The sequence below is a fragment of the Moritella sp. 24 genome (assembly GCF_018219155.1).
Lineage (GTDB): Bacteria > Pseudomonadota > Gammaproteobacteria > Enterobacterales > Moritellaceae > Moritella.
In genome coordinates this window covers 3,325,683-3,346,274 of the sequence record NZ_CP056123.1, presented here as the reverse complement: position 1 = coordinate 3,346,274, position 20,592 = coordinate 3,325,683, and the positions used below count along the sequence as shown (strand labels likewise).

Annotated in this window: 18 protein-coding genes and 1 tRNA gene; 12 read left to right on the top strand and 7 right to left on the bottom strand. The window is 39.7% G+C overall.

From position 1 onward, the window contains the following. Nucleotides 1-57: 57 nt before the first annotated feature. From HWV00_RS14870 to HWV00_RS14860, 3 genes are all read left to right on the top strand, one after another. Nucleotides 58-756 (top strand): response regulator transcription factor, encoded by a 699-nt coding sequence (locus HWV00_RS14870; protein WP_211682508.1) that lies wholly within the window; start codon nucleotides 58-60, stop codon nucleotides 754-756. After that, nucleotides 757-2,028 carry a HAMP domain-containing sensor histidine kinase gene (locus HWV00_RS14865; RefSeq protein ID WP_211682506.1) on the top strand — a complete coding sequence of 424 codons (1,272 nt, stop codon included), beginning with the start codon at nucleotides 757-759 and terminating at the stop codon, nucleotides 2,026-2,028. A 448-nt stretch (nucleotides 2,029-2,476) separates the two neighbouring features. After that, the gene (locus HWV00_RS14860; protein ID WP_211682504.1) at nucleotides 2,477-3,565 is read left to right on the top strand and encodes an OmpA family protein; all 1,089 of its coding nucleotides are present in this window, start codon (nucleotides 2,477-2,479) and stop codon (nucleotides 3,563-3,565) included. Between the two features lie 113 nt (nucleotides 3,566-3,678). Here the strand turns inward: HWV00_RS14860 and HWV00_RS14855 are convergent, their stop codons facing one another. Together HWV00_RS14855 and HWV00_RS14850 are read right to left on the bottom strand one after the other, a co-directional pair. Next, a complete protein-coding gene (locus HWV00_RS14855; RefSeq protein WP_211682501.1) occupies nucleotides 3,679-5,745 on the bottom strand; it encodes an alkyl/aryl-sulfatase in 2,067 nt (688 codons plus the stop codon). Nucleotides 5,746-5,860: 115 nt separating this feature from the next. After that, complete coding sequence (locus tag HWV00_RS14850; protein ID WP_211682499.1) at nucleotides 5,861-6,700, bottom strand: LysR family transcriptional regulator; 840 nt, start codon at nucleotides 6,698-6,700, stop codon at nucleotides 5,861-5,863. A gap of 256 nt (nucleotides 6,701-6,956) precedes the next feature. Here HWV00_RS14850 and HWV00_RS14845 point away from each other — a divergent pair, with 256 nt between their 5' ends. After that, a complete protein-coding gene (locus tag HWV00_RS14845; RefSeq protein WP_211682497.1) occupies nucleotides 6,957-8,606 on the top strand; it encodes a response regulator in 1,650 nt (549 codons plus the stop codon). A gap of 184 nt (nucleotides 8,607-8,790) precedes the next feature. Continuing rightward, nucleotides 8,791-10,191 carry a methyl-accepting chemotaxis protein gene (locus HWV00_RS14840; protein ID WP_211682495.1) on the top strand — a complete coding sequence of 467 codons (1,401 nt, stop codon included), beginning with the start codon at nucleotides 8,791-8,793 and terminating at the stop codon, nucleotides 10,189-10,191. A gap of 85 nt (nucleotides 10,192-10,276) precedes the next feature. On the opposite strand, the gene HWV00_RS14835 is transcribed toward HWV00_RS14840, so the two are convergent. Both HWV00_RS14835 and HWV00_RS14830 read right to left on the bottom strand, forming a co-directional pair. Beyond that, nucleotides 10,277-11,050 (bottom strand): helix-turn-helix domain-containing protein, encoded by a 774-nt coding sequence (locus HWV00_RS14835; protein ID WP_255554604.1) that lies wholly within the window; start codon nucleotides 11,048-11,050, stop codon nucleotides 10,277-10,279. A 25-nt stretch (nucleotides 11,051-11,075) separates the two neighbouring features. Further along, nucleotides 11,076-11,609 (bottom strand): cobalamin adenosyltransferase, encoded by a 534-nt coding sequence (locus tag HWV00_RS14830; protein ID WP_211682493.1) that lies wholly within the window; start codon nucleotides 11,607-11,609, stop codon nucleotides 11,076-11,078. Between the two features lie 361 nt (nucleotides 11,610-11,970). Here HWV00_RS14830 and HWV00_RS14825 point away from each other — a divergent pair, with 361 nt between their 5' ends. The 5 genes from HWV00_RS14825 to HWV00_RS14805 all read left to right on the top strand — a co-directional run bounded on the left by HWV00_RS14825 (nucleotide 11,971) and on the right by HWV00_RS14805 (nucleotide 17,207). Next, entirely contained in the window at nucleotides 11,971-12,798 is an 828-nt protein-coding gene (locus HWV00_RS14825; RefSeq protein WP_255554601.1) for an ABC transporter substrate-binding protein, read from the top strand. A gap of 5 nt (nucleotides 12,799-12,803) precedes the next feature. Continuing rightward, nucleotides 12,804-13,844, top strand: a complete 1,041-nt coding sequence (locus tag HWV00_RS14820) for an iron ABC transporter permease (protein WP_211682491.1) — start codon at nucleotides 12,804-12,806, stop codon at nucleotides 13,842-13,844. Next, on the top strand, nucleotides 13,841-14,623 hold the full coding sequence (locus HWV00_RS14815; protein ID WP_211682489.1) for an ABC transporter ATP-binding protein: 783 nt from the start codon (nucleotides 13,841-13,843) through the stop codon (nucleotides 14,621-14,623). Before HWV00_RS14820 ends, HWV00_RS14815 begins: the two co-directional genes overlap by 4 nt. Before the next feature lie 167 nt (nucleotides 14,624-14,790). After that, entirely contained in the window at nucleotides 14,791-16,320 is a 1,530-nt protein-coding gene (locus HWV00_RS14810; protein WP_211686606.1) for a YjjI family glycine radical enzyme, read from the top strand. An 11-nt stretch (nucleotides 16,321-16,331) separates the two neighbouring features. After that, complete coding sequence (locus HWV00_RS14805; protein ID WP_255554597.1) at nucleotides 16,332-17,207, top strand: YjjW family glycine radical enzyme activase; 876 nt, start codon at nucleotides 16,332-16,334, stop codon at nucleotides 17,205-17,207. Between the two features lie 57 nt (nucleotides 17,208-17,264). Here the strand turns inward: HWV00_RS14805 and HWV00_RS14800 are convergent, their stop codons facing one another. Next, complete coding sequence (locus HWV00_RS14800; RefSeq protein ID WP_211682485.1) at nucleotides 17,265-18,191, bottom strand: LysR family transcriptional regulator; 927 nt, start codon at nucleotides 18,189-18,191, stop codon at nucleotides 17,265-17,267. Nucleotides 18,192-18,354: 163 nt separating this feature from the next. Here HWV00_RS14800 and HWV00_RS14795 point away from each other — a divergent pair. Next, nucleotides 18,355-18,431, top strand: a tRNA-Arg gene (locus HWV00_RS14795). A 70-nt stretch (nucleotides 18,432-18,501) separates the two neighbouring features. Here the strand turns inward: HWV00_RS14795 and HWV00_RS14790 are convergent. Continuing rightward, a complete protein-coding gene (locus tag HWV00_RS14790; RefSeq protein WP_211682483.1) occupies nucleotides 18,502-19,158 on the bottom strand; it encodes an NAD(P)H-dependent oxidoreductase in 657 nt (218 codons plus the stop codon). Between the two features lie 59 nt (nucleotides 19,159-19,217). After that, complete coding sequence (locus HWV00_RS14785) at nucleotides 19,218-19,511, bottom strand: putative quinol monooxygenase (RefSeq protein WP_211682481.1); 294 nt, start codon at nucleotides 19,509-19,511, stop codon at nucleotides 19,218-19,220. Between the two features lie 111 nt (nucleotides 19,512-19,622). Between HWV00_RS14785 and HWV00_RS14780 the strand changes: the two genes are divergently transcribed. Further along, nucleotides 19,623-20,516 carry a LysR family transcriptional regulator gene (locus HWV00_RS14780; RefSeq protein WP_211682479.1) on the top strand — a complete coding sequence of 298 codons (894 nt, stop codon included), beginning with the start codon at nucleotides 19,623-19,625 and terminating at the stop codon, nucleotides 20,514-20,516. Nucleotides 20,517-20,592: the final 76 nt, after the last annotated feature.

Below are 20,592 nucleotides of genomic sequence, written 5' to 3'. Positions count from 1 at the left end.
GTTATAAGCTAAATTAAGTATGTTCAGGTTCGATCGTACTTACCAAGGAATATCCAAATGCCTAGTCCTCTCGATATATTAAAGAATAAGAAAATTTTAGTGGTTGAAGATAATACCGAACTACAGGGTATTCTCGCCGACTTCTTGGAAATCAAAGGGGCTCATGTTGATTTTGCCGATAACGGTGAGCTTGGATTACAACTCGCTTTGGATAATGAGTTTGATGCAATCATTTTAGACGTCATGCTACCAAAGAAAGATGGTCATCAAGTTGCTACTGCATTACGAGAACTGGGCTGTTCAACACCTATTTTAATGCTTACCGCGTTAAATGGACCTGATGATTTGATGAAGGGCTTTAATTCTGGCGCGGATGATTTCGTGACAAAACCATTCAATTTTACAGAACTCGAATTACGCCTATCAGCAATGATTAAACGCTTTCGGGGTGAGGTTGCCAGTAATACGGTTGCATTTGGTGATCTCGTGGTTAATCAGAGTACGCATCAAGTTACGCGCGCAGGTTCGGCACTGACACTCACCCCTGTCATGTATCAGTTATTAGTGAAGCTCATTAAGTCTGCACCGGAAGTGGTTTCTCGCGATGCTTTAATTGATGAAGTGTGGGGAGAGGATGTGCCAGATAAGGATTTATTACGTGGTCATATCTATTTACTTCGTGCTGAGTTAGATAAGCCATTCGCTCACGCTATGTTAGTGACAGTGCCGAAATTAGGCTTTAGGTTGGAAAAGTAAATGAAAAAACTATATGCTTTTTTATATCGAAAACCGCTGGGTAATTCTATTAAAGATGCTAAAACACGACTCATTTTTATTTTTTCTATTATCGCCTTAACATCTTCATTTTTCGTGTTCTTTTCATTTTCGTTATACCTTGTTTTTAACGAAGACAGACAAATAGAGCTTCACTTAAAGTCATTTGAACGCATCGCTAAAGATCAGTACCCCCTAGTTAAAAGTGATACTACTCGGCTCGGTCCTTATGTATATGTTTATTATAGTGAAGACGCATTAGCGGATAAAATTAGAGCTGAATTACCTTATCAAGAAGGCGTCGTTACTAAGATTAATTCATTTTCACATGATGGCTTTATGGTGTATTACGCTCCTTTTATAAATGCCAGCGGACAGCCTATCTCGCTGTATTTGACGGTCGGTACGCGGGATATGGATTTTGGTGATGATAACTGGAAAACACTGATGCTAATATCACTGGGATTGATGGTGTTTTTAATTGTATTTTTAAGCGTGGCATTGCGCAGGGTATTTGGTGATTTAATGGCACCCGTTGCAGAATTAGGTGAGCAACTACGGGAAGGTAAAGAAGCTGATTTTGTTGTGTCTAACCGCGCGATAGACGAATTAAAGCAATTTAAAGACCACCTAAACAGTTATAAAAAAATGAAAGAGCGTTTGGTTAAACAAGAGATGATGTTTGCTAAGTATGCCAGTCATGAGTTGAAAACGCCGATTGCGATTGTCTTAGGCGCGGCAAACTTACAGGGTATGAAGGACGATGCCGCCTTTCAGGATAAGCAAAGAACGCGGATCTTAACAGCGGCGACAAATATGCAATCGACCGTTGAGGTATTGCTCAATATTGTTAAGCAAGAAAATGCGAATTGCAGTAAAAAATTATACCTAATACCAGCGGAAGAGGTTGCTATAAACAAGTATCAAACGTTATTACAACCGGGCGTTGAATTGACAATCGATGTGGTAGAGCACTGCGAAATTAATCTGCCACCAACGGTGTTAGCCATGATACTGAAAAATTTAATCAGTAATGCGGCTCGCTTTACGTCACTGGGTGGGATTGAGGTATCAGTGTGTTCTGATCAAATCACTGTTAGCGATTCAGGTTGTGGGTTACAAAGTGATGGTAATACAGAGCATGGATTAGGTTTGCTGATTGTAAGACGTTTGTGCACTAGTTATGGCTGGCAGTTCTCATTAACAGACAATTCTGCTGGAGGCTGTTGCGCAAAGTTATGCGCGAACAACTGATGTACTTTAAATGGTGACTGCCAATACTAAGGAAAGTATTTTCTAGCGTATTCAGCGGACTTAGCAAATATAATTAGCGAAGGAATGATCACGACAAACCCCACTGCAAATATTAAGTTATTGTTTTCAAGTAACTCATAGCCAGAATAAAAAGCAATGCATGCCAGTAGTGTAATGTGTAGCTGGTGAAGCTTTTGGTAACCAATTGAAAATTGGGTATATTTACGAATTAACATAATTGCTCATTTTTTGTTATTATTTTTTATACTAAATATTATACAGATGCTGATTTCATAATCATTCACTAAGTACTATAAATCTATAAAATATGCATTTATAAGTAGTATTACCAATCTAATACTAATGTATTAAATTGGTAATAATAATGATTGAAATCATGCGCTTTACATATACATCAACTAATCTTGTTTAAAAAGGAGAATGGTTGATGAAGTGTATTAGCGGAAAGTTAAGTTTAATTATGTGCGGTATGGTGTTGTCTTTACCTGCGCTTGCTGAAAAAGAAGGTACATTATATCTAAACCCTGCCGTTGGTTATCACATGTACGGCTCTGAGCTTAACCTTGAAGACAGTGCAGCGTTGGTGATTGGTGGTGAATATGTCATTAGCCCTAAATTTGGTGCTGAAGTGAGTTATCTTTATGGTAATTCAGATATCGATGGAACCAGCATTGATGTTGATAATTCTCAATATACCCTTGATGGCCTTTATTACACACCAGAGATGGGTAATTGGCAGCCCTTTGTTAATGCGGGTGTTGGTCATGGTAAATTTGATGCCGGATCTGGTGATAGTAAAGAAACGCAGCTTAATGTTGGTGTCGGTAGCCGTTATCATTTTAACGACAAATGGTCTGCGCGATTACAGGCTAAAATGATTAACAGTTTGGATGATGAACGTTGGGATTCGTTGATCACTGCGGGTATTAGTTATGCTTTTGGTGGCGAGCCTAAACCGACACCTATTATCGTATTACTTGATGGTGATGGGGACGCTATCCTTGATGAAAGTGACCAATGTCCAGCAACGCCAAGTGGTGTCTATGTGGACGACCGTGGTTGTGCGCTTGATCGTGATAATGATGGTATTGCGGATTATTTAGATCAATGTCCTGATAGTGAGTCGGTTGAAAATATCGATGAAAATGGCTGTGCAATCGTATTAGAACAACCGGAATCAATAAAATTAGAAGTTCATTTTGCCAATAATTCGGCTGAGATTCCTGATACCGCTAAAAGTGAGATTAAAAATGTGGCGGATTTAATGACACAGTTCTTGGGGGCGACAGTTGAAATTGAAGGACACTCTGATGCGAGTGGTAATGCCGAGTATAATAAAACCTTATCACAGCGTCGTGCAAATGCCGTTCGAGACATTTTAATCAGCGAATATGGTATTGATGATTCACGAGTATCAGCGGTTGGGTATGGACAAGATCAACCGATTGCAAGTAATAAGACCAAAGAGGGACGCTTGGCTAACCGCCGTGTAATGGCTGAAATCAGCTATAAATAAAAGGGTTTGATAATTAATGATATACAAGCCAGCAACAGCTGGCTTTTAAGTTTCATAAATTAAGTAATTAAGTAATTAAGTAATTAAGTAATTAAGTAATTAAGTTTGTCATCTTAGTGTGCTGTATGTGCTTCATATAGCTCGGCGTCTACCTCTTCACCTTTTACTGGGCGTGGCACGATTTCAAATTTTTCATCAAAGTTAACTAACGCACCCATTAGTTTGTTTAATACGGTTTTGTCACCTGTCAGACCTGCTGACTTTGATTCAAATAACGTCTCTAATGTTGTTTGCTCTAAAATAATTTTAGTAACATCACTGCGATTAACGTACAGAGTTGCATCTGCGTTTATCGCGTCCTGTATTTTTATATTACTTAAGTTACCGTTAGACATTTCTACAAAGAACGTTTGTTTAGTATCAGGTAAAACAACATTGAGTGTGAAGGGGGTGTTTTGTGCTTTTAATGAATCTACTCGTACAGCCATGTAATCGAATAAATTTTCAATTGTCATATTTGCAAGTACGTCTGGAGATGCCGTTTTAGGTGCGCCAGGTTTAGTACCGATACGCAATTCTTGTGCGCCAGTTAGATAAATATTTCTCCAGCCAGCACCTTCTGATTGGTAACCAAGTTGTTCATAAGTATCGGCTAATAGCTGACGTGCATCTTTATTCTTTGGCTCAGCTTGAATGACTTTATTCAGGACGGTTGCCACAAAACGGTATTCGCCTTTATTAAAGTCGATTTGTGCTTTTTTAATGATGACGTCACTGCCGCCCATGTAATCAACAAATTTCACAGACTGTGGTTCAACGGGTAGTGGATTCAGATTCGAAGGATTCATATCAAAATAGCCTAAATACATGTTATAAACCGCACGGGCATTGTGTGAATAAGTACCGTGATAACCATTGGTATGCCATGCTTTTTGAATACTTGATGGCATCACATCATATATTTTGTCACCTAAATCTTGCATGACATAACCATCATTCGCTAAGCGTAGCGTTTGGTTGTGGGTAAACCCGTAAGCATCTCGTTGCATTTTTAGGAAGTCAGAAATTTCTTCTGTTCCCCATACCGGAGCTGAATGAGAAGAAAATAGCACATCTGTGTCATCACCCCATGTGTGTAACATTTCATTGATTTTTTTAGACCATTTCAGACCATCACGTACTTTAGCGCCACGCAATGTGTATAAATTATGCATGCCTTGATACGTTAATTCACCTGTCCAAAGTGTTTTGATGCTTGGAATATACGTCACCATTTCAGATTCGGCTTCGGTTCCTGATGCATCCATAAAGATCATTTCTAACCCATCAATAATTAATGTTTCAAATTCACCCTTATGGTTTAGCTCGTAATCTGGTTGAACATAGGTGATCGAACCTTGCGATAAACCTTTTGCAAGTGCAGCATCAACAATACCGTGGTCATGACGGCTTAACGTTGCACCATACTGATATGCGGTACGGCGAGACATGGCATTACCTGCTAATACATTCTCATCAACAATTTCTTTCGTGATATGTTTTGAACCGTATACTTTCACATCTGGAAACGCGTCTTTAATCGCACGAGAACCACCGAAATGATCGGCATGAGAATGTGAATAAATCATTGCAACAATCGGTAAATCACCGTCTTTAGGTACATTTTCTTGGAAAAATTTAAGTGATTGTGCCGCTGCTTCTTTCGTTAAAAGTACATCGTATGCGATCCAACCATTATCACTACGAATAAACGATATAGAGGCTAAATCAGCCCCTCGAACTTGATAAACTTCGCCCGGAACGACTTCATATAGGCCCGTTGCGGCTTGGTTTAATACTGCTTGACGCCATAACGATGGATTTACTGATGAAGGTGATTTATTAGCGTTCGCCACATCAGGGTCGATAAAGTCAAAGCTATTGCGGATGATGTCACCTGTCTCTTGATCAAATGTGGCAATCAAGCCTCGGTTATTATTTTCAAAAGCGCGGGTATCTTTATAGTTCAGTGTTTTAGAAAAATCTTGGTTATATTTAATTGTTGCTTGAGTAGCGGCTTTACCACCTTGATTGCCAATATCACTAAAGTGTTCATGATCATGTTCTGCCGCCATTGCGCCAAATGAAATTGAAAAAATTAAAGTGGCTAGTGTTGTTTTTTTCATAATGTCATTACTCATATTAACGATAAGATAAGGCGGTATGTATTGCCCCGTGTTGATGAGCTCACTATAAAGACATTCATTATAAACAAAAACAGGGTGCAGCTTATCCTTACTATAAGTAAAGCTGATACTAAATAAGGCTTTCTTTGATTGTATTACGCAGTGCCTTGTGAACAGGATCTTTAATGAAACGTTTGTGATAAATCATATGATACTCAATATCCCGAATCGTAAAGGGGAGCGGTAAAACCTGTAAATGTAAAGACTCCGCTAGATGAGATAGTCCTGCTGGTATTGCTGCAACATAAGGTGTTCCCTGTACAGCTAGCATCATGTTTGCCGGGCTAGATACTTGCATTTTAATATCTCGTTCACGCAATATAGGTGTTTGACTAAAAAACTCCACAGCTCGCATGTTATGACGTCGTAGGTTCATGACGACATGGCCAGCTTGTCGGTATTGTTCGGTGGTTATCTGACCTTGAATGTCGGGATGGCTTTGGCAGCAAACTAATATTAATGGCTCTGCATGGATTAACTCAAAACAAAAACTGTTTTCTTTTTGGGTTATGTTATCAATGGCTAAATCAATGGTACGCATACGTAAATCATTAAACGTTTTTTCTTCAGTGTCTCCAGATTCAATTAACTGGGTATTCGATAAGTGTTTTAATTTTAAAAGAATGCTCTCTGGTGCTGTTACAATAAACTGTTTTTTAGAATCAATAGCATTATCAACAACATCAACAATGCTCACGACCTGTTGATAAAATTGTTGTGCGCTGGTTGTTGCTGTTAAGTTTCGGCCACTGCGTATAAAGAGTTGATAACCTAAATATTCTTCTAAGCGTTTGACCGAGGCACTGATAGCGGGTTGTGATACATTCAAAAAATCAGCCGCTTTAGTAAAAGAGTTAAACTCATAAACTTTAATAAAAGGCTTAATTAAATTCATATCAAATTCTTTCATCTTTCCTCCCCCTTATTTTATTGATCATTAATATTAACGTATTTAAGTTGTTTGGTGCATTAAGTCAGATGCTAGGGTACCGAGAATGTATTATTTCATTTTAATATCACATACGACCAACACTTTATTTGGTGTTAGCGGTATTTTTGTATTAAAAACACTGTAATAGCGATATTTTTTGTGTCAACTTATGGCAGAGAACGATGCCTGTCCTATATTTAATAAGGGATAGTTTTCAAATGGAGTTGAGTGTCGCGTGATTAGTAAGAAAAGGTTTCTCGTTATTGATGATTCTGTCATCACAATTTCTTTAATACGCTGGATGTTAAACAGTGCGGGTGTGGCTAATGAGTTTATTGATAGCACCACGGACAGTTTAAAAGCCATTCGTTTACTGTCTCGACGTCGTTATGATGTGGTTGTCTGCGATTATAATATGAATCACCATATTGATGGTGCGCTTATTTTTGATGAAGTTAAACAGCGGAAGTTACTTGAACCTAATACGATATTCATTTGTGTGACAGGGGATAGTACGCTCTCTGTAGTCACACATTTTATTGAATTAGAACCCGATGATTATTTGTTAAAGCCTTTTTGTGCAAAAGAGTTTATCCATCGTATTGAAATGGTATTAGCGCGTAAAGCTGTTATCGCCCCCTTACTATCTGGTATGGATAATAAAGATTATCAGTCAGTGCTCGATTTATGTGATAAGTACCGCGCCAAAAATACACCGTATATGAGCTATATTAATCGTATTTATGGCGATTGCTTATTACGCTTAAAGCGGCATGATGAAGCGCTGGCGTTTTATCATCAATCCTGTAAAGACACTAATTCTCTTTGGTCCGAAATCGGCTTAGGTCAAACTTACCAATCATTAGGCGATGTCGATAAAGCCGAAAATATTTTCAATAAAATATTAATAAAGCATCCTCGTCAGCCTGTTGTGCGTCAAAGTCTTGCCAATTGTATGATGGTCAGAGACCGATTACCTGATGCTATTCATGAGTTTAATGCGGCACATAAAATTAACTCTGCCAACCCACAACGCGAGCTAATACTCGCTAATTTATACACGGCTTTACAGCAGCATGACAAAGCCGCTGCTGGCTTTCAGCGCTTTATTACCAAGGTCGAAGATACCAGTCGATATAGTTACGGTATTGAGGTGAACACGTATGTTTCACTTTTATTAGCGAGTTTATATACCGAATCGGAGCAATTACATGATGAATTGGTGAGTCAGGCACAATATAAAATTCATGCATTTAGTGCGAAAGCAGAAGGTGACCGACTCGCTGAATTTAATTTATTAATCGGACTGGGTATTCTTGCTTATATCAATGGCGATATTAAAAATGCCTTGATAGTCGTGCATAAAGTGCAAGCGTCAGAACTATCAATTATCGATTTTTATACCGAGCTAAACATCATTCGATTGTATGGATTATGCGGTATTCCAGAGTTATATGATGCCTCGGTCTTACGTGCTCAAACATTATGTGAAAAAACCAATGATGATATCTTAATGTTAAGTCAGGTTAAGATGTTAAATGGGGTGAAAAATGAAATTCAGCAACGCTTAAAAGAAGGTAAAATTCTGACAGAAAAAGCACAAGAGCAGCGACAAGAAAATGCAGCGAATCTTGCTATTAAATATGCATACAAAGCGTTTCATCGTGTTCCGTTTAATTATAATAACTGTCGTTTGATTATTGAATTAACGGCATTAGCAACCCCTTCTGAGTCTCATTCTGAAACGAGTATTCATGAACGTGAAAGCATCCTTAAATCCTGTGATTGGATCTATGTTAATGATAATCGACCGACGACAGAAGAAAAACGCCGTACACATGAATTATTTAACTTAGCGATAGATAAATTAAGCCTTAAGGTATAGGGCCCACTTAATACTTATCCATTTTGATGCTGCTTTAGGTTAATCAATGACGCTTTTATTAAATATATTATTTTAAATGCGGGGAAGGTATCACTTATCGACTTGTATATGTCTATGACACATTTATAATGGCCACAAAACAGTAGTTTATTAGCACATTATAAAATCAAGGGAATAAGTTTGTATGAAAGAAATTACATTTAGATGGATCGATAAGTACCTTATTCACCTTAAACTTCAAGAAAAATTCTACTTGCTGTTCTTATTACCCTTGTTCGCTGTCATTAATATTTCCTTCGTACTTGTCGGTGCTGCCGATAAGCAAAAAGAGGAGATTGTGACGTCACAACTTTATAGTACGGCGAGTCTGTTAAGTAAATACCAAGTGAGTGAAGCCGATGCGCGTTCACTACTAGCAAACAGTAACTTACAACTTGGCCGTGGTGAATTGTCTACGGGCATTAGTGGTATGGATTATTCACTCGCAGTGAAAGACTTACCTCATGTGTTTGATTATTTATCGAATGTTCAAATCGGTTTAACTATCGGTGTGTTATTGATTGTTTTAGCTTGTGTTTATTACATCATGACATTTATTGGTGGTGCCATGTTTGGCATGAACCGCGCGTTGAACTTATTGGCTAATGGTGACTTAACTCACCGAATGAATTTCTTACCTGTACGCGATGAATTTAGTACGATAGCGATCACAATTGATAAGGTTGCTGAACGTGAACTAGAAATGGTCAAAGCCACCAAAAATGTGAACATATTGATTCAGCAGATCAGTGCTGATTTAAGCCAAAGTAGTAAATTAAGCGAATCTGAATCAGCGGCGCAACAACGTAATCTTGATTCATTAGCGAGTGCGACAGAGCAAATGGCTGCGTCGATTCGTCAGGTAGCAACGCAGGCACAACAAACATCAGCACAGACAGATGAAGCACAGCAAGTGACGGAGTACGGCAGACAACAAGTTGGAGATACTAAATCTGCAATGTCTACGCTAGCTCATGATATTGGTGATGCAGCTGCGTCTATATCTGAGTTAAATGCGAATGCAGCCCGTATCGGTGATGTCGTTACTACCATTGATGCTATTTCTGAGCAAACTAACTTGTTAGCACTCAACGCAGCGATTGAAGCCGCGCGAGCGGGTGAGCAAGGTCGTGGTTTTGCTGTGGTTGCAGATGAAGTAAGAACACTTGCAGCACGTACACAAGGTGCAACGGTTGAGATCCAACAAATGATTGGTTCGTTCCAGCAGAATAGTGCACAACTGCTTACGATTATCGATACCACAGTAAATAAGGCGCAAACGAGTCAACAATTAATGGATTCTGTTGATAATGAAATTACTCAAATAGCGCAGCGTAACCAGCAAATATCAGATCGTAGTACCGAGATTGCGGCGGCTGCTGAACAGCAAGAATCTGTTGCTGTTGATATTGCAGCAAATGTTGAACAAGTTCGTAATCAATCGAATCAAATTGGTGATGTGATATTACAATCAACAGCGGGTATCTCGAAGTTAAATCAGCAAGCGATTGCCTTAAGTAATTTAACGGCAGGCTTGAAAGTATAATCAAACAGTCAGGTATTGATTATATTGTGATTTTCAGCAGATAAAAGACACGATCAAAACCAGCTTCCGAGCTGGTTTTTTCGTTTTAACCTTTTTGCGCCCTGCTCAATCGAGCCAAGTCGGCATTTTTATTGATTAAGTCTTGGAAGAAAGGATTGTTGCATAAATCTTTTAAGTTACCCTTATAAAACTGTATACGCGATGCTGTCGGGTAACGCTCAAAGTGTAAATCGTGGAAGAAAGACGCGATAGCAGGCACTCGGATAGGGATCACTACCGACGTAAATTGAGCCATTAGCGCAACGGTCATCTCAATCGCTATCATGCTATCTATCGAGCAAAATGATACTAACACACCCGCATCATTTGAGATGTAGTGACCGATTATCGTGTTTTCGCTCATGAACAAATCGACATTATACTGAGAGGTTGGAAATGCATCCATTGTATCCGCTAGTGTTTCATTATAAGCGGTAAAATGACCTTGTTGTATCACATTGATTTGTTTTTCGGTTAACGCTGAAAATTTAACACGCATAGTTCCCGACATCGGCAAGGGGTAAAAAGAAGGTCGATGACCAAGGTCGATCATTTTCGCTTTATTCACCAATCGTTGTTCAGCTTCATTCATTTCATAGGAGATAGTGAAAAAGCGCGCAATAGCGATACGACGAAATAATGAGGGTTCTCGTTTACCACTTTCCCATAAAGATAAGGTGGTCTGTGTTATATCAACAAACTCTTTATGAGAACTGGCCAGCTGCGAGATAAAATCGAGTTGAGACAATCCCTTGGCCTTCCGAGTTTGGCGAAGTGTCAGTCCAAACTCTTCTCTTTTAAACATTGATGGTACTTGCATGTGAGATCCGCTTCATTAGTTCACGTTAGCTTGGTTTCGGGTAGTTAATACTCACGTATTCAGGTTCTTCAACGCCTGCTTCTTGATTCAATACACGTGTTAGTACGAAATAATAGTTCGTCAAAGCATTGGCAAAGCGGGGCAGGGTTTCTGGAATTTTCTTACCTACTTTATCAACCAATACTAATTGGCGTACGACTTTCTTACTCAAACTACGACACTGATGTAGCTGAATAACTGGCCCTGTTCCTCTCGGTAATACAAAGCGTTTCGCATTATCAGTGACTTGTGCTTTAAAGTAATTAAGGTCTGTTAATAGCGCTTGAATATCGTCTTCAAAGATCCCACATTTTCCACGAATAGATCCGTTTAAATTAAATATCTTTGGCTGTAATCGCTCAAGTGATTCACGTACTTCAGTATTGGTGACTTGCGATAATGCCAGCCCTGTATAAGTACACAATTCATCGGTTAAGATTTCAAAATCACACAGTGGACTGTCTTCAAAGATGAACGGGTAGCAAAGTTCATCGATATTACCCGACGCTTTTAATGTCATTACGTTATCGCTTAATCAAAATTATAATCCGCTACCATAACATGCCTTATGATTGACGGGGTATAAGTGATTAGGCGAATTTTCTTTACTTAACCTATGTAGAATATCTGCCTGTAGCCACGTACAATATGCAGCATCTTTGGAATACGGTTTAAATCCGTAACGGGCGCGCCACTGTGTGGTGTAAATAGCAGAGTCAATTGTGCTAATTACACTAAGTCAGATACGAAGAGCACGGTTTACATGAGGTTAACCGTTTAAATTTGTACGCGATTTACAGGAGTTAGCTAGTATTAAGCATATTTTCTATACCTTCATTTTACTGATTTCATTTTCATCACTGGCGAATACCAGCTATCCATTGACGGTTGTCGATGGGCTTGGCAAGTCGATTGTTATTGAAAAGCAGCCGCAAAGAATTTCATCGAAAACCTTATTCACGGATGCAGTACTGTTAGATTTAGTCGATGACGCGTCGTTATCGAGCTTAACGGATCTTGCCATCAATCCTAATTATTCATTAATTATTGATCGTTTGCCTGACGGTGTGCCGTTATTAGGGCTGAATATTGAAATGATCATCGCCAATCGCCCCGACATTCTCTTTGCCGCGAATTGGAGTGATCCTGCCAAACTGAGTATTTTAGAGAGTGCAGGCATTACCGTATTCCGTCTGCAAGCCCCTAAAAATATCAATGAGATTGAAGCTGAGATAGCGCGCGTGGGTCAGATCGTCAATAAAAACGCACAAGCGCAGCAAATTATTACCACGATGCGGTCTCGCTTAAAGGCTGATATTATTTCGACTGAGCACAAATTAACGGGGATGGATTACAACCCGTGGGGCACGTCAAGTGGTCAAGATTCGTCATGGAATGGGCTGTTAGAGCAAGCGAACGTAGTGAATATTATTAAAGATTATGCAACGGATAAATACGGGCAAGTACCGATATCGAAAGAAATGATTATTGCGTTAAACCCAGAGGTATTATTCATCCCTGCGTGGGTATATGGCGATGACAATACAGCGAGCAAGTTTAAGCAAGATGTATTATCAGATCCCTCTCTGCAATCGGTCAGTGCGATTAAACATAACCGCGTTTATCAAGTACCCCATGCGTTACGCGGTGTGTATAGCCAGTACTATGTGGATGCTATTCGCTTTATTAATCACTCTGTCTATAAGTAGTCTCTATGCCTTTTTATCGTTTTACATCAGTACAGGTGCTGCTTTCTATTGTCCTTTTTTTAGGTCTATTTTTTCTGTACCTCAGCTTGGGCGCTATCCATATTCCCATTGTCGATATTTTAGACCTGTTTAAATCCTATTTGATTGGTGGCCGCGAGTTAGCGCTAAAAGAACAACCTTTGGCGAGCGCTATCGTGTTACATATCCGTTTACCCCGTGCTTGTGCGGCTATTTTAGCGGGTGGCGCATTGGCACTTGCAGGGGCGTGTACACAAGGGTTATTCAAGAATCCATTGGCGAGCCCTGATGTGTTGGGGGTGAGCTCTGGTAGTAGTTTTGGTGCAGTGCTTGCGATAGTAACGGGTTTGTCAGTGATGAACCCTATGTGGTTACCTGTTTTTACGACCGTGGGGGCATTGGTTGCTGCGGGATTAATTTATGTATTAGCGTCGCGTCATTCTTCAACCCAAATTCTATTTCTTATTTTAACGGGGTTAGCGCTGTCGAGTTTGCTGGGCGGTGCAAGAATGGGCTTGCTGTTAATGGCTCAGCAATATGAAATGAGCCAATTTGTGTTTTGGGCTATGGGTGGATTAGACGGTCGCGTGTGGTCGCAACTTATGTGGCCAGCGCCGATTATCGCGCTTGTATCGGTTTTGTTGTTAAGAGAAAGTCGGTCTCTGAACCTGTTGGCTCTTGGCGAAGAAAGTGCGCATAGTTTAGGTCTCAATGTTAAAAAGACACGATTCAAATTATTGATGTTTGCTACCTTGCTCACCGCGATGTCGATTGCGATCGCGGGGCCTATTGGTTTTATCGGCTTGATGGTGCCGCATTTAGTGCGTTTAATTGTCGGCCCTGCTCATGAAAAGCTGCTGCCTTTCTCGGCCATCTTTGGGGTTATATTTCTGCTGATATGTGACTTGTTAGGTCGATGGATTATTGCGCCAAATGAGTTAAAAGTGGGGGTCATAACCTCCTTTATTGGCGGATGTTATTTCATTGGTTTAATTATTCGTTTTCAGCGTAAAGGGAATTTAGCATGAGTTCAGCATTACTAAAGGTGTCTGGCCTTGGTTATAAAGCAGGATCGAAAACGCTGTTAAATGACATTTCATTCTCGATTAACGCAGGCGAGCTGGTGGGCATTATTGGTCCTAATGGCGCGGGTAAAAGTACCTTGATGAAATGCGTGAGTGGATTTCAAGGGATCTCGTCTGGTGAGGTGTTTATTAAACAACAATCATTAACGACCTTACCGCACTTAGAACGCGCCCGTCATTTAAGTTATTTACCGCAATACAGTGAAGCCGCGTTTCCGTTTAGTGTGATGGAAACAATCGCGTTAGGGTTTCATGTTAAACAGCAAAGCCAAATCGTGTCAGCCAAAACAATTTCGCAGCAAACAATAGAAACCTTAACGCTGCTGGGGATTGCTCACTTACAAGACCGCTTAGTGACAGAGCTTTCCGGTGGTGAAAAGCAGTTGGTTAATTTTGCGCGTTTGTTAGTGCAAGATGCGCCGTTAATGTTACTTGATGAACCCACTGCCAGTTTGGACATTGGCCATGAATCACAATTGATGAATGTGCTTTACCAAGCGTGTCAAAAAGGCAATTCAGCGCTGGTGGCTATCCATAATTTAAATACAGCAGCAGAATTCTGTGACCGATTAATCTTGGTGAACCAAGGTGCGATCATGGCGGAAGGTAAACCGAATGACGTATTAACGAAAGATAATATTGCATATTTATATCAAGATTTGGTGATGGTGTCACAGCATCCTCGCTCTGGTAATACGATTGTGTCGCCGTATAAACGGTGATGTTTCTGACTCATGTGAATTTATGATTAGGCTGGGTAATTGCACATTATATCAGTCGTTTAGATTATGTTGTGAATTCCAAAATGGAAATAAGTGTTCCCGTTAATTTCACTAACGGAAAGTAATACGCTTCATTTATAATAACCTTACATTAATCATGGAGGTTCATTATGTCTCAGGCTCGTTTATACAGTATCATCACTGATAGTAATTTATCGGCAAAACAAAAATCGCATTATTTAGCGTTAGAGGCTGAAGCAAGCCTACCTTATTTGGCGATAGATGAAAAAGCGCAACAAGCGATTGATGCAGGTATTTTGTGTGACATGTTTGAAGGGCATGCACCGTTCAAACCTCGTTATGTATTACCTGATTATGCAAAATTCTTATCTCAAGGATCTCAATACCTAGAATTAGACGCGGCCACTAACTTTGATGAAGCCTTAAATTTACTGACTATTCTGTATCATCACGTGCCTTCAGTGACTTCTATTCCTGTGTACCTTGGTCAGTTGGATACCGTGTTAATGCCTTATATTGGCGACCTTAATGAACAACAGATTTATCAAAAAATAAAGCTATTTTGGATCATGCTTGATCGCACTCTGCCAGATGCTTTTATGCATGTAAATATTGGTCCAACAGATAATATTATTTGCCGTACTATTTTGCGTGTTGATGCTGAGTTAAAACAGATCGCACCAAACTTAACGTTTATGTACGACGTTCAAGTTACCCCTGATGATTTACTGCGACAAGCAACGGATAACATTTGTGTTTGCAGCAAACCACATATTGCTAATTACCCTATACACGCCGAGACGTTTGATCATACAGGTTTTGGTATTGTGAGCTGCTATAATTCTTTGCCGTTAGCGGGAGGGGCAAATACATTAGTACGCATGAACTTAAAAGAAATTGCGAAAAAAGCACAGAGTAAAGCGGACTTTATCGAGACTGTATTACCGGAGTATTGCGCGATTATGTTCGACTTAATCGATGCTCGAAGCTGTTTCTTACATGAAGAGTCTAACTTCTTTAAAGGTTTTCTAACGACAGAGGGACTTATTGATGAAAGCCGATTCGCACCTATGTTCGGTATTTACGGTATGGCGGAAGCTGTGAACGTATTAATGGAAAAAGAAAATATTAATGCGCAGTATGGCCATGACGATATTTCTAATCAGCTTGGGCACGCCATATCTAAAAAACTTGCCGAGATTGTTGCTGCAACAGATGTTAAGTATGGTTATAAGGGGAAGGCATTATTACATGCACAGGGTGGTATTAGCTTAGATAAAGACGTAACACCGGGTGTACGTATTCCTTATGGTACAGAACCGGATCCTGTGACTTATGTGCAGGCTAATGCACCTCATCATCAATATTACAGTTCTGGAATCAGTGATATTTTAACGATTGATGAAACGGTAAAAACAAATCCGTTAGCGATGTTTAATTTAGCGAAAGGCACATTGCAGTTGGGTTATCGTGAGTTTACAGCAAATGTTGCTTCAAATGATTTAGTTCGTGTGACGGGCTACATGGTTAAGCTTTCTGATATCGCTACATTTGACGCTCAAGGCTCTCGTACTAATACGACATTCTTAGGTGCCGAGGCTGCAAAAAACACCGGTATTTTGGATCGAAAACCACGTGTTGCTGCACTTGAAACAACCCCGAGCTATGCAAATTAATGATTCAGTCCATGCCGATTAACTTCGATAAAAAAGGAATAGTCAGTAAAATACTGACGTTTTCTTGTGTCGATGGGCCTGGTAACCGCCTTGTGATTTTTTTACAGGGCTGTAATTACGATTGTATAACCTGTCATAATCCGCACACGATTAATCATTGTGATGATTGCGGTGACTGTGTTGTATCTTGTCCGACAGAAGCACTTAGCCTTAAGATCAATAAAGTCACATGGGATGAGTCGCGTTGTACTGGTTGTGATAAATGCATTGAGGTTTGTCCAAATAAGTCGAACCCGAAAACAACGATTTACTCGGTAAGGCAATTAATTGAATTAATTACTAAACATCACCATTTTTTAAATGGCATTACGGTATCGGGTGGTGAAGCAACCTTACAGTTAGGGTTTGTTCTAGAATTATTTAAAGCCGTCAAAGCCTCTAAAGAGCTTGCTCAGCTGAGTTGTTTTATTGACAGTAATGGGAGTTTATCTGAAACAGGTTGGTATAAGCTTCTACCGTATATTGATGGTGCTATGATCGATTTAAAAGCATGGCAAGATGCGACACATTTGTGGTTGACTGCAAGAGGAAACCATCGTGTTATACAGAGTATCAACTTATTGGCTTTAAGTGATAAGTTGCATGAGGTTAGGTTACTTTATATCCCTGATAAAACCGACTTGCTCAGTGAAATCGATGCTGTTTCAAAATATTTAAGCATGTTGCCACAACAGGTTAATATCCGCCTTAATGCTTTTCAACATCATGGCGTTATTGGCGATGCTTTAATGTGGGATAAGTGCAGTGAAGAGCAGATGCAACAGTTTAGTAGTGAACTGACTAAGCGATTAGGGCGGGAAGTACTTGTCCCGTCAATCTATACCTGATACCTATACCTAATATCTGCACCTAATATCTAGGTTTAACATCGACTCGACTTAATATTAACGTGGGATGTGTAGCGCCTGCTTTATATTGTTAAAGAGCCAGCATAACGCAGGCTCGTTTAACGCCAATTTATTAAACACCATGCTATATACAACTTGCCCATAATCAAACGGTAATGGTTTCGCGACCAATCCTTGTGCCTGACTTGCCACTTCAAACCATTTTTTAGAACAAGTGAACAAAAAATCAGATTGTTTGCAAACGGTTGCAGCACTGCCAAAATCTGCCACTGAAATGACGGTATTTCTAGCGTGGTGTTGCTGCTTTAAAAATTGTTCAAAGTAAGGCTGGTTAAGTTCTTTATCAAAGATCCCTATGTGCTTATAACTAAGGTATTTTTCAGTGGTTAACGTTTGCTGTGCGAGTGGATGTTCAGGTCGCATTACACAAATCATTTCGTCTTCGATGACCGTTTCCCAGACCAACTGTTTTTCATTACTTGGTGGCTGACTTTTATCATGGGGTAGAATGATAACATCCACTTGTCCATTTAATAATGCATCAAAACCTAACTGTTCTTTAGAATGAATTTCGACTTGTGCGCTCGGTGTTTGTTGAGTGAGTATGTTGGTGATCGTTGGCGCAAATATTTCAAAAGTGCTTTCTCGCATAGATAATGAAAATTGACCTGCAAACTGTGAAGGTTCAAAGCTAGCTCTATTTAATAATCCATTCATATTATTGATAATGAGATGCAGTGTTGGAGCGACTTTAAGTGCGTAAGGGGTCGGAATAAGCTGAGTACCATCACGATAAAACAATTCATCGTTTAATAGTACACGCAGTTGTGAAAGGGTTTTACTGACACTGGATGAACTCATACATAATATATCGGCACTGCGGGTCACACTGTGAGTCGATAGCATGACATGTAAAACAGTCAGGTGCTTAAAGCTAATACGAGAAAGTTGAATGAAATCCATAAAAGTCCGGCAGGTAAGTATTGATATAATAGGGGATATTATAAAGTACTTAGCCGTTACAGAAATTATCAGAAATCAGAGTTACGACATTCAAATCGCAAAAATACAGACTGCTACTTGTGAAATGGCGAAACAATATAGTATAGTTCTCAGACGTTTATAAGTCCTTGTAGCTCAGCTGGATAGAGCAAGCGCCTCCTAAGCGCTAGGTCGGAAGTTCGAATCTTCTCTGGGACACCATTTTTTATTCATACGCACCAACGTGCGTATGAATTGCTCGTACTAGTAGCTTACTCGCACCTTAAAATTATTACAGTTTTACGATCACATCTTCCATTGCTAAACGTGATTTAGGTGGCGCAATGTTATAATCATTTTCCGCATCACGATAACCAATTGCCAGTGCCACATCTGTTACGTAACCATCTAACTCTACCGCGAATTCTTTGCTGACTAATTCAGTATCAATGCCTTCCATCGGTGTTGAATCAATATTCAAACGAGCCAATGTATGCATGGTATTACCCAGTGCAAGATATGTTTGTGCTTTCGTCCAAGCCGATGTATCGCCATCTTCACCTGTGTTTAATTCAACAAAAGCAAACGCACCGAATGCACCTTCTTTATCTTCAGGTTTAGTACGTTTATCTTCGATACCTTTATCAATCACGGCTTCGTAGTTTGCGCGTGTATATTTTGGATTATGGGCAAAAATAATAATATGTGATGCAGTCATAACATGTGGTTGGTTAAACTGAAATTTATTGGCAAAGGTATTGTGCATACGTTGTTTTGCCGCATCGCTTTCGATAACAATAAACTTCCACGGTTGTGAGTTAATTGATGATGCTGATAAGCGCATTGCTTCCATTATTACAGCTAGGTCTGCTTGAGATACTTTTTTTGATGCATCGAATTTTTTAGTGGTATAGCGGCTGCTTAAATCTTTGATAATTTGGTGTGTCATTGTAAAACCTTAATAATGTGTACTTACAAGTAAGAGATTATGTTTAAGTTGAATTCGTTTTAAGCGATTTTAGTGAGTTCGTTTAACTTAAAATCCACTACGGCACCTTCGCTTACTTGCACATACATTTTTAAATGTGGGCTATTAAGGTGAGCTTGTAATAAAGCCGGAGTAGCCCAAGTCTCAATGAAAGTAAACAGTGCTGGATTGTTGTTGTCTTGGTGTAAGTCGTATTGGATACAACCTTCTTCCAGTCTAGTCGGTTCAATCAGTTTCAATAGCGCTGTTTTGATGAACTCAATTTTATCTGCTTTCGCTTCGATGTTAGCAACAATCGTTAATGGCGTTGTCATCTATATTTTCCTTTCATTGATCATATATTGCGTTAGTGAGGACATTATCATTGATTATTGCTACTCTAAAAAGAGGGTAATATAACTAACAGTTTCAAAAATTATTTGATAATGAATATTCAAGATCTCACTCTTTTTGTGCGAACCGCGCAAACATGTAATATCACCGCATCTGCATTGCAGTTGGACATGAGTCCGGCTGCCGCGAGTGCTGCATTAAAACGCCTAGAGAAACAACTTGGGGTGCAACTCTTTATTCGCTCGACACGTAAACTGCGTATTACTGCTGAAGGTGAGCGCTATTTAGTGCATTGCACAGAAGCGCTAGCGGCATTAGAGAAAGGTAAAGCGTCATTAAACGAAATGCAGGGGAAAATTGCCGGTGAAATACGACTATCAACGTCATCTGATTTAGGCAGAAATATCGTATTACCTTGGCTTGATGAAGTGATGGATGACTATCCTGAATTGTCCATACAACTGAATGTTGGTGATAACTTGGCTGACTTTTTTCATGACAAGGTTGATATGGCTCTGCGGTATGGTGAGCCTGATGATTCCTCGATGGTGGCGTTTTTGATTGCTAAGATAGACCGTGTTGTCTGTGCATCCCCAGAGTATTTAGCGCAATATGGTGAACCTAAACACCCCCAAGAATTATCCCAGCATAATTGTTTGCTCTATCGTTTTGGCGACCGGGTTTATGATACATGGCCGTTTACGGATAACGCAGGAAAGTACGCTGTAAAAGTGTCGGGTAATCGATTAAGTAATGATGCAGATGTAGTTCATCGCTGGGTTGTCGCAGGGAAGGGCATTACCATGAAGTCGCGATTAGATATGGCGGCAGACTTACGTACTGGTCATGTTGTTGAACTGCTTCACGATTTTAATTCACCGCCTATTAGTTTATGGCTAATTTGTCCTAATCGCACACAAGTGACGCCCGCGATGTTGATGTTACGCGATCTGTTACGCAGTAAATGTGAAGCGGCATTAAGTTAGCGAGGCTTGGTAGTACATCTCGCCATTAAGGTATGCTACAGTGATTTCATCTATATCTCGTTAATCAAGCTGTATA

Coding starts and splice junctions, on each gene's coding strand:
- HWV00_RS14790 (WP_211682483.1), bottom strand. CDS start 19,158: ATGACACACCAAATTATCAAAGATTTAAGCAGCCGCTATACCACTAAA.
- HWV00_RS14850 (WP_211682499.1), bottom strand. CDS start 6,700: ATGAAAGAATTTGATATGAATTTAATTAAGCCTTTTATTAAAGTTTAT.
- HWV00_RS14840 (WP_211682495.1), top strand. CDS start 8,791: ATGAAAGAAATTACATTTAGATGGATCGATAAGTACCTTATTCACCTT.
- HWV00_RS14835 (WP_255554604.1), bottom strand. CDS start 11,050: ATGCAAGTACCATCAATGTTTAAAAGAGAAGAGTTTGGACTGACACTT.
- HWV00_RS14820 (WP_211682491.1), top strand. CDS start 12,804: ATGCCTTTTTATCGTTTTACATCAGTACAGGTGCTGCTTTCTATTGTC.
- HWV00_RS14780 (WP_211682479.1), top strand. CDS start 19,623: ATGAATATTCAAGATCTCACTCTTTTTGTGCGAACCGCGCAAACATGT.
- HWV00_RS14830 (WP_211682493.1), bottom strand. CDS start 11,609: ATGACATTAAAAGCGTCGGGTAATATCGATGAACTTTGCTACCCGTTC.
- HWV00_RS14870 (WP_211682508.1), top strand. CDS start 58: ATGCCTAGTCCTCTCGATATATTAAAGAATAAGAAAATTTTAGTGGTT.
- HWV00_RS14855 (WP_211682501.1), bottom strand. CDS start 5,745: ATGAGTAATGACATTATGAAAAAAACAACACTAGCCACTTTAATTTTT.
- HWV00_RS14815 (WP_211682489.1), top strand. CDS start 13,841: ATGAGTTCAGCATTACTAAAGGTGTCTGGCCTTGGTTATAAAGCAGGA.
- HWV00_RS14860 (WP_211682504.1), top strand. CDS start 2,477: ATGAAGTGTATTAGCGGAAAGTTAAGTTTAATTATGTGCGGTATGGTG.
- HWV00_RS14800 (WP_211682485.1), bottom strand. CDS start 18,191: ATGGATTTCATTCAACTTTCTCGTATTAGCTTTAAGCACCTGACTGTT.
- HWV00_RS14865 (WP_211682506.1), top strand. CDS start 757: ATGAAAAAACTATATGCTTTTTTATATCGAAAACCGCTGGGTAATTCT.
- HWV00_RS14785 (WP_211682481.1), bottom strand. CDS start 19,511: ATGACAACGCCATTAACGATTGTTGCTAACATCGAAGCGAAAGCAGAT.
- HWV00_RS14805 (WP_255554597.1), top strand. CDS start 16,332: ATGCCGATTAACTTCGATAAAAAAGGAATAGTCAGTAAAATACTGACG.